A 15,205-nucleotide genomic window follows, 5' to 3' on the forward strand; every position below is an offset into this window, starting at 1 on the left:
ACGAAGCTTCGCCCGCACTCCGACCGGAGGTCAGCGATGTCCACACCCGAAGCCGACGCTGCGACGGTGTCCCAGCGCATTTTCGACGCGTCGCTCGGGGCCATCGACCTGCTGGCCGTCCATCTGGGAGACCGCCTCGGCTGGTACCGCAGTCTCGCGTCGGAGGGCCCGGCGACCGCGGACGAACTGGCCGAACGCACGTCCACTCATCCGCGATACGCGCGCGAGTGGCTCGAGCAGCAGGCCGTGTCGGGACTGCTCACGGTGGACGCTGCGACGCCGCCGAAGTTCACGCTCCCGGCCGGCGCCGCCGAAGTGCTCACCGACGAGCAGAGTCTCAACTATCTGGCACCGCTCGCGCGGATCTTCGTCGCCGCGACCACGCAGATGCCCGCGCTGCTGGAGGCGTATCGCACCGGCGGCGGGGTGGGGTGGTCCCAGTACGGCGCGGATGCCCGTGAGTCGCAGGCCGATATGAATCGGCCGTGGTACGAGCAGGTTCTTCCCGGTGCGCTGGCATCGGTCCCCGAGGTGGACGCGCTGCTGCGGGCGCCCGGCGCCACCATCGCCGACGTCGGATGCGGCGGCGCCTGGTCGACGATCGCACTCGCGCGCGCCTACCCGGACGCCACGCTCCACGGCTACGACATCGACACCGCGACCGTCGAACTCGCGAGGTCCAACGTGCGCGAACGACCGGATGTCAGCGATCGGATCACGATCACCGAATCGGATGCCGCGGGAATCCCCGAGGGCAGTTGCACCGCGGCCTTCGCGTTCGAGTGCATCCACGACATGCCCGCTCCGGTCGAGGTGCTGGCCGCGGTCCGCAGGGCGCTGGCCCCCGGCGGTGCGGTGATCGTGATGGACGAGGCCGTCGACGACGAATTCTCCGCGCCGGGAAGCGACGTCGAGCGGCTGATGTACGGCTTCAGTCTCACCGTGTGCCTGCCCGACGGCATGAACCACACTCCGAGCGTGGGCACCGGAACGGTCATGCGCCCGAGCACATTGCGCGGTTACGCCGAGTCCGCCGGTTTCGGCACCATGGACGTCCTGCCCATCGAGGATTTCGGGTTCTTCCGGTTCTACCGGCTGACGGTGTAATCCTCGCACCGGCACCCCGATACGTACGTATTTTGCGGAAAGGCCGAAAACTGGGGCGTCCGAAGGGGGAAGATGTCTGCAGTAGGCAGGTTACGGACGCTTTCGCCGGTCGGGGCAACTGTGAAGCGCCAGGTCGAACCAGATTTGTCGTTTGTCATCCGCTACTACGCATGGGAAACACCATGAAACTGCATAGAGTGACAGCGCCCGCAGCGCTGCTGATCGCCACCCTGTGCGTCGGAATGGGTACCGCGTACGCCGCCCCCACTCCCGCCGACCAGGCCGTCATCTCGCACACCAGTCTCAGTGCCGACGGCCGATCGGTCGGCACTGCACTCGACGCTGGACACTTCACGCTGTCGCGGACGGCCGCCGCCGTCGACATCGTCAACGATTCGGGAACTCCGGTGGGCACGATCCCACTGCGCTACTCGATCGCCGGTGTGCAGTTCGCGATCGATCCGCTCGTCACCGACGGCGGCCGGTTCCTGAGCCTGACACCCACGACGACCCCCGTCGCGGGAACACTCGCGCTCACCCCGGTCGACAGGGATTCCGCATACGCCAACATGATGACGCAGCTCGAGATCGGCTGGGTGAACGGCGGCGGGACCGCGACCGCGATCGGCGCAGGCATCGGATTCGTCGCCGGGTGCATCTTCCTCATCCTCGGCGGGTGTCTCCCCGGTGCCGCGGTAGGCGCGGCGATCGGCGCCGTCACCGGGATCAGCAACGCGAACCCCGCTGCGACACCGGCGGTTTACGAATTCCTCGGAACCCTGTAGCAGGGCTTCCGTTCCGACCTCGAGCGACGATTTCGGGAGGACTATGGGTTAGTTCGCACACGGGGAGCATCACCGCGCACCCACATATGCATGTAGCCGTTCCGGTTTTCCAGCGAATATGGTCCACGCACAACGATGTTCGGTGCACTCAGGTGGGGATCGTGTTCGTCCTACGACATGGTGGGAATTTCCATGAAACTCTTGAGAACTCTGGCATTGTCCATATTCGTCGTGTCCGCGATGGCCGTCGGGGCGGGAACGGCGTACGCCGATCCGGCACCGCAGGGAATCGACTGGTCGCAGCCGCTCATGACTCCGGCCGCCGACGGCGGTAGCAGCCAGGTGGCCGAGCAGTTCTTCCCGGAGAACGAGACCAAGCAGGACGCCTTCGACACAATGACCAACGAGATCAATACCGGCTGGAACAACGCGGGCCTGCAGGGCATGGCGATCGGTTCCAACGTGGGCATGGCCATCGGGTGCGTGTCGATCTTCCCCAACTTCATCGCAGGCTGCATCGTCGGCACCGTGGTCGGCACCATCGCCGGCGCCGTCATCGGTATCGGTGTGGGCAACCCCAATGCCCAGCCTGCCGTAGAGAAGTTCTTCGCCACACCCTGAGCGAAGAGCGGGCTGCAGCCCCGGCCTCACTCGGGCCGGGGCTGCGGCGTGTCCGCCCACGACTGGTTGATGCATGACCAGTTAGTGCGCTAACTGATCTGCTGGGGTCAGCCGACGACACCCTCTGCGCGCCGGTTCGCGATGTCCTCCGCCGACCAGCCCAGCTCGCCGAGAATCAGATCGGTGTGCGCGCCGAGCGCGGGCACGTCCCCCATCCGCATCTCCACGTCGGAGAACGTCATCGGCGGCAGCATCGCCCGGATCGGGCCGGCCTCGGTCCCGACGTCACGCCAGCGGTCGCGCCGCTCGAGTTGCGGATGCTCGATCAGCCCGCCCAGGTCGTTGAGTTCGGCCGCCGGGATCCCGGAGTCCGCGAGCGCCTGGTCGAGGGCGGCGCTGGTGAAACGTTGCGTCTCCTCGGCCACCAGCGCGTCCACCTCCGCCCGGTGCTGCACCCGCAGCATGTTGGTCGCGAACCGGGGATGGTCGGCGAGGTCGGGTCGTTTGAACACGTCCGTCACCAGTTGCCGCCAGCCGCGGTCGTTCTGGACGCCGATGAGGATCTGCCCGTCCAGGGTGGGATACGAGTCGTACGGGACGATCGCCGCGTGCCCGAGCCCGACGCGCGGGATCTGCTTGTCGGCGTACATCTTCATGTACATCGGATGGCCCAGCCACTCCGCGGTCGCGTCGAACATCGACACGTCGATCCGCGCTCCCACACCGGTGCGCTGCCGCCGGAACAGGGCACCGAGGACCGACGTCATCGCATACATTCCCGCCGCGATGTCGGAGACCGGGACACCCGTCTTGGTCGCGGTGTCCGGGGTGCCGGTCACCGATATCATCCCCGTTTCCGCCTGGACCAGCATGTCGTACGCCTTGCGTTCGCGCCGCGGCCCGGCCGAGCCGTAGCCCGACATGTTCACGACGATCAGTTCCGGATGCCCGGCGCGCAGTGCGTCGGCGCCGAACCCGAGGCGGTCGGCGGCGTCGGGTGCGAGATTCTGGATGAAGACGTCGGCCTTCGCGATCAGCTGGGCGACGGTGTCCCGCCCGACCTCGGACTTCAGGTCGACGCCGATCGATTCCTTCGACCGGTTCAGCCACACGAAATGCGAGGCCTGCCCGAACACCGCGTCGTCGTAGTTGCGGGCGAAGTCGCCCTCCCCCACGCGTTCGATCTTGATGACCCGCGCGCCCATGTCCGCGAGATGGCGGGTGGCGAGCGGAGCGGCCACGGCCTGCTCGAGTGCCACGACGGTGATGCCGTCGAGCGGCAGCAGTCCGGGGTCGTTCTCCATGTCGGGATTCACCTTTCTTCTTCGGCTCCCGTGTGATTGTGATAATGCGTGGCCCCGATGGTGTGCAGCAGGTCGTGCACGGTGTCGTCGGTGAGCCGGTACCGCATCGAACGGCCGTCCCGCGTCGCCGACACCCACCCCTGGTTGCGGAGCAGCCGCAGCGCGTGCGAGACGGCGGTCCCGGTCATGTCGAGGGCCGCCGCCAGGTCGCCGACGCAGATGTCGGGGGCGTGGTGCAGGCACAGCAGCAGCCGGAGGCGGTTGCCGTCCGAGAGCAGTTCGAACCGGTTTGCCCAGCCGTCGATGTCGGGGGTGTGCAGTGCCGCCGCCGCACGCCGAACGTCCTCGGGGTTCAGGGCGGGGGTGGCGGCCATCACGCCAGTCTACAAACGCCGCCACACCGCCCGGCCGCGCATCCATAGGCGATTCCTCACTGTCCGTTCGGCTCTGTGACTTTGTTTCCGCACTCACACCGGTGGTCGACTGGCACCACACGTCACCCGGTCCCCCGGCGGCGTCGACGACTCATCGAGGAGCCTGATGTGAGCGGTCTGCATCTCCCCCAGCGCGTGCGGCACCATGCCGCGGAGCGGCCCGGAGCACCCGCTGTGACGTGCGGTGACACCACACTGACGTACGCGGAGCTCGACTGGCGGACCAACCGGATCACAACAGCGCTGTCCACGTTGACATCCCGGGGCGGCCGGGTCGGGGCACTGCTCCGGATGCGCACCGAGGGCGTCGAGACGTTCGTGGCCGCCGCCAAGTCGGGGCTCGTGTTCGTCCCGCTCAACTGGCGGCTCCCCGCCGCCGAAGCCGCCGCGGTCGCGGTCGACGCCGGGCTCGAGGTACTGATCGTCGAATCCGAATTCGCAGCCACCGCCGACGCCGTTCGCGACGCACTCCCGCACGTGGTCGTGGTGGTCGTCGATGCGGCCGACGGCGACACCCTTCCGCCGGGCGTCTGGACGTGGGAACGGCTGGTCACGTCGGGCACCGCCACCGACCCGGGGCTCGGGGACGACCCCGCCGCCGAGGTGCTGCAGCTCTACACCTCGGGCACGACCGGGCGTCCGAAGGGTGTGGTCGCGACACATCGCAACCTGCACAACGAACCCGACGGCCTGCTGATCTACCACTGGAAACCCGACTCGGTGGCACTCGACGCCTTGCCGCTGTTCCACATCGCGGGCGCCGGCTGGCTGAGCACGTGCCTGTCCGCGGGCGTCCACGTGGTGTTGCTCGGCGCGTTCGATGCCCGGCAGGTCGCCGAACTGATCGAACGGCACCGCATCACCCACGCGTTCCTGGTTCCCTCGACCATTCAGATGCTCCTCGACGTGCCCGGCCTCGAACGCTACGACGTGTCGAGCCTCGAGCTGGTCGCGTACGGTTCGGCGCCGATCACCACCACACTGCTCCGGCGGGCGATCGATCGCCTCGGCTGCGGATTCGTGCAGCGCTACGGCATGACGGAGACGACGGGCTCGATCACCGCCCTCGCCGCCCGGGACCACGACCCGTCCGGGGACCGCGCGCATCTGCTGCGGTCCGCGGGCATGCCCATGCCCGGTGTCGAGGTCGAGATCCGGGACGTGCTGACCGGCGCCCGGCTCCCGGTGGGCGAATCCGGGGAAATCGTGTGCCGCTCACGCAACAACGTCGCGGGCTATTGGAAACGACCCGACGAGACGGCGAACCTGCTCACCCAGGACGGTTTCCTGCGCACCGGCGACGCCGGGCACCTCGACGCGGAGGGCTATCTGTTCGTCACCGACCGGGTGAAGGACATGATCATCACCGGCGGCGAGAACGTGTACCCGATCGAGGTCGAAACGGTGCTCGCCGAACACCCGGCGGTGGGCGAAGTCGCGGTGGTCGGTGTACCGCACCGGACCTGGGGCGAAACCGTGACGGCGGTCGTCCGGCTCGCCGATCCGTCGGACGCACCGGACGAGCAGGACCTGATCGACTTCACCGCCGCCCGGCTCGCGTCGTACAAGAAGCCGCGCGAGATCGTCTACGTCGCCGAACTTCCGCGCGGAGCGAGCGGCAAGGTCCTCAAACGCGCCCTGCGCGAGGAACTCCGCGACACGGAGGTGTCGTCGTGATCGTCACCGAAGACGTCGGTACCGTCCAGCGTGAGGCCTGGGCCCGCGGCGTGCTGCCACCCGTCGAGCAGGTGCGCCCCGGATTGTGGTCGATCCCGGTTCCTATGCCGCGAAACCCGTTGCGGTACGTCCTGATCTACGCACTCGCGATCCCCGACGGTCTCGCGCTGATCGACGTCGGCTGGGATTCCGAGGAGTCGTGGCGGGCGCTCGTCGACGGGATCGCGCAGACCGGCCACCACGTCACCGACGTCCGGTACGCCGCCGTCACCCACCTGCATCCCGACCATTTCGGTCTCGCACCCCGGCTGCGGGCGGTCAGCGGGGCCGCGCTCGCGATGCACGGCGCGGATGCCGCACTGCTCGGCCACCATTCGCCGGCGGACACCGCAGCCGACGAACACACGTGGAACACCCAACTCGCCCAATTGGGGGCACCCACCGGCATCCTCGCGGCGGCCCGCGTCGACCTCGTCCGGCTCGGGCCGGGCGAATCCATGGACGTCGTACTCGGCGACGGCAATCCCCTGGACCTGCCCGGCTGGGATCTGCGGGCGGTCTGGACACCGGGGCACACGCCCGGTCATCTGACGTTCGTCGACGGCACCCATGGCCTCATGTTCAGCGGCGACCATATGCTCCCCCGCATCAGTCCCAACATCTCCACGGTCCCCGGCGAACTGGAAAATCCGCTGCACCGGTATCTGCTGTCGCTGCACGCCACCACCACGATGCCCGACGGCGAGGTGCTGCCCGCGCACGAGTACCGGTTCCGGGGGATCGCCGACCGCGCCCGGCAGCTGATGGGTCATCACGAGGAACGCTTCGCCGAGATCGTCGCTGCTCTGAGCGTGCGCCCCGAATCGACGGCGTGGGAGATCTCGCAACACATTTCGTGGTCGCGTCCGTTCGACACCATGTCCGACCGCCTGCTCCGCCTCGCGGTCCGCGAAACTCACGCCCACCTGCTCGTTCTCGCCGACCGCGGAAGCATCCGCTCGCTCGGCGGCCACCCCGAACGCTGGACCCCTACCTCCCGTAAGGAAGTCACCCCATGAGTGTGGTTCTCACCGAATTCGCCGACGGCGTCGCCGTCATCACCCTGAACCGCCCGGAGGCGAAGAACGCCGTCGACCTGGAGGTCGCGAAGGCGCTCGCCGCCGCGATCGACGAATTCGAGGCGCGGCCCGATCTGACGATCGCGATCCTCACCGGCGCCGGGGGTACGTTCTGCGCGGGCATGGACCTGAAGGCGTTCAGCCGCGGCGAGCGGCCGTCGCTGCCCGGCCGCGGATTCGGCGGACTCACCGAGGCCCCGCCGACGAAGCCGCTGATCGCCGCCGTCGAAGGGTGGGCGCTCGCCGGCGGCTGCGAGTTGGCGCTGTCGGCCGACCTGATCGTCGCGGCCCGCGACGCCAAGTTCGGCATCCCCGAGGTCAAGCGGGGCCTCGCCGCCGCAGCGGGCGGTCTACTGCGGCTGCCGAAGGTGCTGCCGTATCCGATCGCGATGGAGATGGCGATCACCGGCGATCCCCTCACCGCCGAGGTCGCGCACGCGCACGGACTCGTCAACCGGCTCACCGAGCCCGGTCAGGCGCTCGACACCGCCCGCGAACTCGCGGCCCGGGTCGCCGCCAACGGTCCCCTCGCCGTCCGGGCCACCAAACAGGTCGTCGCGATGTCGGCCGCCTACACCGACCCCGACGCGTTCGCCGGGCAACGCCGCTTCCTCGATCCGGTGTTCGCCTCCGAGGACGCCCAGGAGGGTGCGCGTGCGTTCGCGGAGAAGCGCCCGCCGGTGTGGCGTGGCCGATAGCCGCATGACCGGCACGGCCCGCGTCACAGCTTCCGTACGATGACGGCGTGGACCTGCATCTCGTCACCTACTTCGTCGCGGTAGTCGATCACGGCGGGATCACCAGGGCCGCGCAGTCCCTCTACATCTCGCAACCGTCCCTTTCGCAGGCGATCCGCACACTCGAACGGCGCCTCGGTGTCACCCTGTTCGACCGCACCGGGCGACGTCTCGAGCTGACCGAGGACGGCCGCACGCTCGACGTCGCCGCCCGGCGCATCCTCGCCGACGTCGAGCGGGCCAAGGCCAAGGTCGCTGCGGTGCGCGAACTCGTATCCGGCCGCGTCGACGTCGTCACGTACGCGGCGTTCTCGATCGATCCGATCGTCGACCTGGTGCGCCGGTTCCGTGAGCAGTACCCCCGGGTGACGGTCCGCGTCATCGACGCCGACGGCCCCACCGGCGTTCTCGGTGCCCTGCGCCGCGGCGAGGCCGAACTCGGGGTGATCGATTTGTCCGTCGACCACAGTGCGCTGCACTCCGTCCCCATCGGCGATCAGGAACTGGTACTGGCCCTGCCGGACGCCCTCGCCGACACGCTCCCCGATCCGGTGCCCCGCTCGGCAGTGCGGGACATTCCCCTGATCCAGGATCTCGGGGACAAGAGCGACGCGGCCCTGATCACGGAACTGGTGGGTGATCCCGCGAACGTGGTCGTCGACTGCACCCACCCGGGCGCCACGTGGGAACTGGTGATGCGCGGCGCGGGGGCCACGGTCCTGCCCCGCCTGGTCGCCGAGGAACAGTTGCGCGGGGTCGCGATCCGGTCGATGACGCCGAAACTGACCCGCCCGGTCGGCCTCGTCCAACGGTCCGGCCCGGGATCGCCGGCGGCCTCGGCGTTCGTCTCGATCGCGCAGGCCACCCAGGCCACGGGCACTCGAGAGGGGAACTGACCGCATGGAGTTGCGTCAGGTCGAGTACTTTCTCGCCGTTGTGGAACACGAAGGCATCAACGGGGCCGCCGCGTCGCTCGGCGTCGCACAACCCACCATCTCGCAGGCACTGCGCGGGCTCGAGCGGGAACTGGGTGTGCAACTGTTCCACCGCATCGGCCGCGGCATGGTGCTCAGCGCCGCAGGCCGCAGCCTGGTCGGGCCGAGCAGGCAGATCCTGCGCGACGTCACCGCCGTCGAAGACCTCCTCGCCACCTCCGACGGGGCACTCGCCGGCCGCCTCGACGTCATGGCGTTTCCGGCGCTGGCGATCGGTCCCCTCGTCGACCTCGTCACCGAATTCCGGCGGACCCACCCGAATGTGCTGGTGCGCTTGGGTGAATTGAAAGACGAGGCCCAGGCAGGCTCGCTGATCGAGGACGGGCACTGCGAATTCGTGGTGGCCCATCTCCCGCTCGACGACGCCCGGCTGGACGTCCTCGAACTCGGCGAACAGGAGTACTGGCTCGTGTACCCGCCGGGCACCGACCTGCCGGAGGGCCCCGTTCCGCTCGCCGACCTCCCCGACGTCCCGATGGTGTTCGTTCCCCGCGGCCACTCCGTCGCGGACGAGATCGAGGAATCGATCCGTCACGCCGGGGCACGACCGCACCTCGCGGCGCTGTCCGATCACCGCGAGGCGCGGCTTCCCCTGGTACTCGCCGGGATCGGCGGAACCCTGCTGGAACGGTCGATCGCGGAGGCGGCCCAGGACCGCGCCGTGGTCCGCCGGGCGGAGCCGACGTTCGCCCGCACGTTCGGGATCGCGTTCGACCCCGACATGCTCTCCCCCGTCGGGCACGCGTTCGTCGAACTGGTGCGGGCGCACACCTCGAACACTGAACACGGTTCATAGGTTTCGCCTCATCCTGCGTGTCCCAGAACGACCTTGCGGCGGAACGTCTCCGGTGATCGACTGGCGGGGAGCGGCACGGCGCCGGCCACCCGGGGCGTCGCCGAGAACCGCGCCCACGTCTGGAGCCGCGCATGAGCATCGAATCCCTCCCCTCCACCGCAGGGGCCGCAACCGCAGAATCCGACGTCCTGATCAGCCGGGACGGCGCGGTCGCGACGATCACGCTGAACCGGCCCACGCGGCGTAATGCGATGACCCTCGACTCGTGGATCGCCTTGCGCGACGCACTCGCCGAACTCGCCCTCGACGACGCCACCCGCGTCGTGGTCCTCACCGGTGCGGGCAGCGACTTCTGCACCGGCGCAGACCTCGACAAGCGCGCCCCGATGCACCCACTGACCCGGATGAGGCAGATCAATGCGACGGCGCTGGCGGTCGCGGAGTTCCCCAAGCCACTGATCGCGAAGGTGCGCGGTTACGCCGTCGGAGCGGGCTGGAACCTGGCGCTGCTGTGCGACCTGCTCATCGCCTCGCGCGACGCGCAGTTCAGCCAGATCTTCGCCAAACGCGGCCTGTCCGTGGACTTCGGCGGCTCCTGGCTCCTGCCGCGCATGGTGGGACTGCACCGCGCAAAACGCTTGGTCATGCTCGCCGAGATGATCGACGCCGAGCAGGCGGACGCGCTGGGACTGGTCAGCGAACTCGTCGAACCGGAAGAACTGGACGCCACGGTCGCCCGGTTCGCCGCCGGGCTCACGCAATCGCCGACCGTGGCCGTCATGCAGTCGGCGCGACTGATCGAGGACGGCACGACGTCGTCGCTGCGGGACGCACTCGAGAACGAGGCCCGTTCGCAGGCGGTCAACTTCGCGACCGACGCACCGGCCGCATTGCGCGCCTTCGTGGAAAAGCGTCCCCCCGCGTTCAGCGGCGAATGGCAGGTGCCGCAACCGTCGTAGTCAGATGATCGCGCCGTCGATCGCACAGAAGCTGTGGCAGAGTCGGGTGACGATCCGCGGCCCGCGTTCGGGATCGAACCACCGGTCGATGTGCGCCCAGTGGTAGGGGTGCGTCATGTACGGCCCGGACAGTCCGTCGAGGTCGGCGTACTCCTGCTCCCAGACGTGGGTCCACCGCGCGGAACCGGCCGATTCGTGCACCCGGCTCAGCTGCGACGTCCCGATGGTGCGGATGTAGTCCGGCATCGCCCGCGTCTCGGATTCGAACTGCTGCACCACTGCCGGGTCGGCCGAACTTCCGACGGAGACGAGGAGCGTACGGTACACGGCCGGTTCGAGGGCACGCGGACCGGGAGTGGGCACACCCGTGTAGCCGACGCTGTCGACGTGTCCGATCTCGGGCGCGGACAGCAGTGCGGTGATGTCGGGTTCGAGTGCGCGCCAGTCGGATTCGCCGTCGAAGTGCAGGTGCGCGATCACGTCGCCGCCGTTGATGCCCCCGGGCAGGGTCGGTGCCACGAGAACACGCCGGGCCCGGGGAGTCGCGACGTCGCGCAGACTGCCGGCCAGCGACGCAGCGGCGGAGTCGTCGGACTCGGCGACGAAGTGAATGAGCTTGGTGACCTTAAACATCGGCCGCGACCTCTACGTCCGCGGGCGAGCAGGAGATGGTGCGACGCCGGGTGGTGAGAAGCTCGTCGGCGTCCTCCCACCAGCGCAGCACGTCCGCATCGTGGCGTGCCAGAAGACTCTGGTGCCACCAGGCGCTAGCGCCGCGCACGGTCCAGCTGACACTGACGGTGTTGGACTGGTCCTCGAGCCACACCGGCGGGGAGACGAGCACGCGGTCCAATGTCAGGCCACGCGCAATCGCGCCGGGTGCATAGCGTTCCAGGTAAGCGGCGAGAAACGCGCGCGCCCGACCGGGCGTCACCACCATCTCGTCGACGACGTACACGATCGGCTCGGCCGAAACCATCAGCGCTCCCTCCTTCCCGCTACCAGGACGGTAGGGGACGAAGGGAGCGCGTCACAGAGATGCGTCCACCCAGCGGGAGCTACGTCGCCGCGGTCGCGAGTTGCTCGCGCAGCTTCGTCTTGAGGATCTTTCCGGCCGCCGAGGTCGGCAGCTGCTCGACCACCACCACGTCGCGTACCTTCTTGTACGGCAGCACCCGCTCGGCGACGAACGCGGACACCGCATCCCCGTCGATCGTCGCGCCGGGCATCGGCACCACGAACGCCACCGGCTCCTGGCCGACGCTGCCCGCCTCCCGGCCGACGACGGCGGCGGAGGACACGTCCGGGTGCGAGACGAGGATCTCCTCGAGCTCGCGCGGATACACGTTGTAGCCCTTGTAGATCAGCATGTCCTTGGTGCGGTCGCAGATGAACAGGTACCCGTCCTCGTCGAGGTAGGCGATGTCGCCGGTGTCGAGCCAGCCGTCGACGAACTGCTGCGCCGTGATCTCCGGATGGTTCAGGTAGCCGTCCGTGACCTGCGGCCCCCGGACCCACAGCTTGCCGCGGCCGCCGGCGTCCAGTACGGCACCGGAATCGTCCTGGGCTCGGATCTGCACCTCGGTGTCGAAGACCGGCAACCCCACGCTGCCGAGTTTGTAGGCGACGGAGCCGGTCAGCGGTGCGGAGGCGACCAGGCAGGTTCCCTCCGTCAGCCCGTACCCCTCGACCACGCTCGCCGACGGGAACGCGCGGCCCAGCGCCTCGAGGGTCACGTGATCGATCGGTGCGGCACCCGAGGAGACCACCCGCACCGAATCGGTGTCCCGGGTCGCGGCGTCGGGATCCGTGGCGACCGCGTGCCACATCGCCGGGCTCCCGGTGATGTACGTGGCGCGGTGCGTCTCGATCAACTCCAGCATCCGCCCGGGCTCGAAGCGTCCGGCGAACACCTGCGTCGCCCCGCACAGCAGCAGGAACGACATGTTGATCAGCGCGTGCGCGTGGAATAGCGGCGACACGACGACGGTCGCGCCGGCGCCAGGCACCACACCGCGGTCGCCGAGACTCTCGATGGGACGCAGTTCGATTCCGCCGTCGGCGGTCGCCCGCACCTCGTGGCCCGCCCGCCACGCGATCATCTGAGTGACGTTGGCGAGAACGTTGCGGTGCAGTACCCGCACGCCCTTGGACAACCCGGTGGTGCCACCGGTGTAGGCGAGGTGGGCGACGTCGTCCCCGGACACCGCCGGGGTGAACGGTGCGGTGGCGTACCCGCGGACGAATTCCTCGAACCCGAACTGGCCGCGACCGACGCCCGCCGGAAGGCCGGCCACCACGATGGTGCGGACGGTGGTACCGCTCGCCGCCTCGGTGAGGGTGTCCAGTTGCCCGGGCTGGGTGACGGCGGCGACCGCAGCGGTGTCGAGGATCTGCGAGCGCAGTCCGGGGCCGGGCTGCAGCGGGTTGACCAGGGTGACGGTCGCGCCGGCCCGCAGTGCACCGTAGTAGGCCACGACGAACTCGATGCAGTTGCCGAGGTGCAGGAGCACCACGTCGCGCTCGGTCACCCCCGCATCCCGCAGCGCGGCGGCGAACGCTCCCGACCGCTCGTCGAGTTCGCGGTAGGTGCACACGGCGTCGCCGTCGACCACCGCGGGCCGGTCGCCGTAGAGGAATGCCATGCTCGACGGGAACGCCGCCAACGTCAGTTCGGGGTAATGCAATACCGGTGCAGCAGAATTCACGTTGGGTCCTTAGTTCGTCAGCGAGGTGCCATGCGGATGGCGCCGTCCAGGCGGATGGTCTCGCCGTTGAGGTAACCGTTCTCGAGGATCTGGCAGGCGAGCTGCCCGAACTCGCTCGGCTTGCCCAGACGCGACGGGTTCGGCACCGACTTCTCCAGCGACGCCCGCACGTCGTCGCGCAGCCGTGCGAGGAGCGGGGTGTCCATGATCCCCGGGGCGATGGTGCACACCCGGATGTTACGGCTGGCGAGGTCGCGGGCCGCGGTGACCGTCATGCCCACGATGCCGGCCTTCGACGCGGTGTAGTTGATCTGGCCGATCTGGCCTTCGAATGCGGCGACGGACGCCGTCAGCACGACCGCGCCGCGCTCGCCGTCGATCTCCTCCTGCCGCGCCATCCGCTCCGCCCCGAGACGCAGGGCGTTGAACGAGCCGACGAGGTTGAGCCGGATCACGAATTCGAAGTCCTCGACGGAGCCTGCCTTGCCGTCGGAGTCGAGGATGCGCATGCGGCGTCCGGCACCGGCGCAGTGCACGAGGCCGCGCAGTCCGCCGCGCTCGTCGGCGACGTCGAGTGCGGCCGCGAACTGCTCGGAATCGGTCACGTCGGCGGGGGCGAACCGGGCGGCGCTGCCCAATTCCTTCGCCGCCGCCTCGCCGTCGGAGTTCGGCAGGTCGATGAGGGTGACCTGGGCGCCCGCGTCGACGAGCCGGCGGCCCGTCGCCAGCCCGAGACCGGACGCGCCGCCCGTGACCGCGGTCGAGATTCCCTTGAGTTCCATCGTGCGTGTGTTCCCTTCGAAAGATGTTGCCGGATCAGAGAAGTTCGAGAATGGTGGCGTTGGCGAGGCCACCCGCCTCACACATCGTCTGCAGTCCGTACCGAATGCCGTTGTCCCGCATGTGGTGGACGAGCCTGGTCATGAGGATCGCCCCGGATCCGCCGAGCGGGTGCCCGACCGCGATGGCGCCGCCGAGCGGATTGAGCCGGTCCTTCGCCGCGCCGGTCTCCGCCTGCCACGCCATCGGGACGGGAGCGAACGCCTCGTTCACCTCGAAGGCGCCGATGTCGTCGATCTTCAGTCCCGAGCGGGACAGTGCCTTCTCCGTCGCGGCGATGGGTCCGGTCAGCATGATCACCGGGTCGTCGCCCGCGACGGCGCACGTGTGGATGCGGGCCATCGGGGTCAGGCCCAGTTGGGCGGCCTTCTCGCTCGTCGTGACGAGCAGCGCACCGGCGCCGTCGGAGATCTGCGAGGAGTTGCCGGCGTGGATCACGCCGTCCTCCTTGAAGACGGTCTTCAGCTTGCCGAGCGATTCGAGGGTGCCGCCGCGGCGGATCCCCTCGTCGCCGGCGAGGACGTCGGAGAGCGGTGCGAGTTGCCCGTCGAATGCGCCCCGGTCCGCGGCGTCGGCCGCGAGTGCGTGCGATCGCAGCGCGTACTCGTCGAGCGCCTGACGAGACAGCCCCCACTTCTCGGCCATCATCTCGGCGCCGGTGCCCTGACTGAACCCGCCGACGCCGTACCGGTCGAGGACGGCCGCCGGGAAGTGTTCGCCGTTCGTGCTGGCGCTGCCCATGGGAACCCGGCTCATCGACTCCACACCACCGGCGACGACGATGTCCTCGTGGCCTGCGATGACGGTGGCGGCGGCGAAGCTCACGGCCTGCTGGCTCGATCCGCACGCCCGGGTGAGGGTGGTGCCCGGCACCGATTCGGGCCAGCCGGCGGCGAGCACGGCGGTGCGGGCGACATTGCCCGCCTGCTCCCCCACCTGGCTGACGCAGCCCCAGACGACGTCGCCGACCTGATCCGGGGAGAGTCCGGTGCGCGCCGCGAGGGCCTCGAGGACGTGCGCCGACAGATTTGCGGGGTGGATTCCGGACAGGGAACCGCCACGCCGCCCGATGGGCGTGCGGACGGCGTCGACGATCACTGCATCGCGCATGGTGTGTTCCTTCG

Annotated in this window: 16 protein-coding genes; 9 read left to right on the forward strand and 7 right to left on the reverse strand. The window is 69.2% G+C overall.

Annotation, left to right across the window (positions count from 1 at the left end; genetic code table 11):
- The first annotated feature begins 36 nt into the window (after positions 1–36).
- From I1A62_RS18385 to I1A62_RS18395, 3 genes are all read left to right on the forward strand, one after another.
- The gene (locus I1A62_RS18385; protein ID WP_219459351.1) at positions 37–1,107 is read left to right on the forward strand and encodes a class I SAM-dependent methyltransferase; all 1,071 of its coding nucleotides are present in this window, start codon (positions 37–39) and stop codon (positions 1,105–1,107) included.
- Positions 1,108–1,289: 182 nt separating this feature from the next.
- Positions 1,290–1,892: a hypothetical protein gene (locus I1A62_RS18390; protein WP_124394902.1), complete on the forward strand. Its 603-nt coding sequence runs from the start codon at positions 1,290–1,292 to the stop codon at positions 1,890–1,892.
- 192 nt (positions 1,893–2,084) lie between these two features.
- Positions 2,085–2,513 carry a hypothetical protein gene (locus tag I1A62_RS18395; RefSeq protein WP_087559208.1) on the forward strand — a complete coding sequence of 143 codons (429 nt, stop codon included), beginning with the start codon at positions 2,085–2,087 and terminating at the stop codon, positions 2,511–2,513.
- 107 nt (positions 2,514–2,620) lie between these two features.
- Here the strand turns inward: I1A62_RS18395 and I1A62_RS18400 are convergent, their stop codons facing one another.
- A complete protein-coding gene (locus I1A62_RS18400; RefSeq protein ID WP_225858388.1) occupies positions 2,621–3,817 on the reverse strand; it encodes a CaiB/BaiF CoA-transferase family protein in 1,197 nt (398 codons plus the stop codon).
- Between the two features lie 8 nt (positions 3,818–3,825).
- The gene (locus tag I1A62_RS18405) at positions 3,826–4,191 is read right to left on the reverse strand and encodes a helix-turn-helix transcriptional regulator (RefSeq protein WP_124394900.1); all 366 of its coding nucleotides are present in this window, start codon (positions 4,189–4,191) and stop codon (positions 3,826–3,828) included.
- A 168-nt stretch (positions 4,192–4,359) separates the two neighbouring features.
- On the opposite strand from I1A62_RS18405, the gene I1A62_RS18410 reads away from it, so the two are divergent.
- From I1A62_RS18410 to I1A62_RS18435, 6 genes are all read left to right on the forward strand, one after another.
- Positions 4,360–5,928, forward strand: coding sequence for a long-chain-fatty-acid--CoA ligase (locus I1A62_RS18410; RefSeq protein WP_219459352.1), 1,569 nt, complete (start codon positions 4,360–4,362; stop codon positions 5,926–5,928).
- Positions 5,925–6,986 (forward strand): MBL fold metallo-hydrolase, encoded by a 1,062-nt coding sequence (locus tag I1A62_RS18415; RefSeq protein ID WP_219459353.1) that lies wholly within the window; start codon positions 5,925–5,927, stop codon positions 6,984–6,986. The genes I1A62_RS18410 and I1A62_RS18415 overlap by 4 nt, the downstream gene beginning before the upstream one ends.
- Entirely contained in the window at positions 6,983–7,744 is a 762-nt protein-coding gene (locus I1A62_RS18420) for a crotonase/enoyl-CoA hydratase family protein (protein ID WP_219459354.1), read from the forward strand. The genes I1A62_RS18415 and I1A62_RS18420 overlap by 4 nt, the downstream gene beginning before the upstream one ends.
- A 47-nt stretch (positions 7,745–7,791) precedes the next feature.
- The gene (locus tag I1A62_RS18425; RefSeq protein WP_124394897.1) at positions 7,792–8,679 is read left to right on the forward strand and encodes a LysR family transcriptional regulator; all 888 of its coding nucleotides are present in this window, start codon (positions 7,792–7,794) and stop codon (positions 8,677–8,679) included.
- Between the two features lie 4 nt (positions 8,680–8,683).
- On the forward strand, positions 8,684–9,574 hold the full coding sequence (locus I1A62_RS18430) for a LysR family transcriptional regulator (protein ID WP_219459355.1): 891 nt from the start codon (positions 8,684–8,686) through the stop codon (positions 9,572–9,574).
- Between the two features lie 131 nt (positions 9,575–9,705).
- The gene (locus I1A62_RS18435; protein WP_124394895.1) at positions 9,706–10,533 is read left to right on the forward strand and encodes an enoyl-CoA hydratase/isomerase family protein; all 828 of its coding nucleotides are present in this window, start codon (positions 9,706–9,708) and stop codon (positions 10,531–10,533) included.
- Here I1A62_RS18435 and I1A62_RS18440 read toward each other — a convergent pair whose 3' ends face one another.
- From I1A62_RS18440 to I1A62_RS18460, 5 genes are all read right to left on the reverse strand, one after another.
- Complete coding sequence (locus tag I1A62_RS18440; RefSeq protein WP_219459356.1) at positions 10,534–11,166, reverse strand: Dabb family protein; 633 nt, start codon at positions 11,164–11,166, stop codon at positions 10,534–10,536.
- On the reverse strand, positions 11,159–11,512 hold the full coding sequence (locus tag I1A62_RS18445; RefSeq protein ID WP_219459357.1) for a hypothetical protein: 354 nt from the start codon (positions 11,510–11,512) through the stop codon (positions 11,159–11,161). The genes I1A62_RS18440 and I1A62_RS18445 overlap by 8 nt, the downstream gene beginning before the upstream one ends.
- Before the next feature lie 79 nt (positions 11,513–11,591).
- On the reverse strand, positions 11,592–13,241 hold the full coding sequence (locus I1A62_RS18450; RefSeq protein ID WP_219459358.1) for a class I adenylate-forming enzyme family protein: 1,650 nt from the start codon (positions 13,239–13,241) through the stop codon (positions 11,592–11,594).
- A 17-nt stretch (positions 13,242–13,258) separates the two neighbouring features.
- Complete coding sequence (locus I1A62_RS18455; RefSeq protein WP_219459359.1) at positions 13,259–14,023, reverse strand: SDR family NAD(P)-dependent oxidoreductase; 765 nt, start codon at positions 14,021–14,023, stop codon at positions 13,259–13,261.
- A 34-nt stretch (positions 14,024–14,057) separates the two neighbouring features.
- Entirely contained in the window at positions 14,058–15,191 is a 1,134-nt protein-coding gene (locus I1A62_RS18460) for a thiolase family protein (protein WP_219459360.1), read from the reverse strand.
- Positions 15,192–15,205: the final 14 nt, after the last annotated feature.

This window comes from Rhodococcus sp. USK10, from assembly GCF_019378875.1.
Taxonomy (GTDB): Bacteria; Actinomycetota; Actinomycetes; order Mycobacteriales; family Mycobacteriaceae; genus Rhodococcus_F; species Rhodococcus_F pseudokoreensis.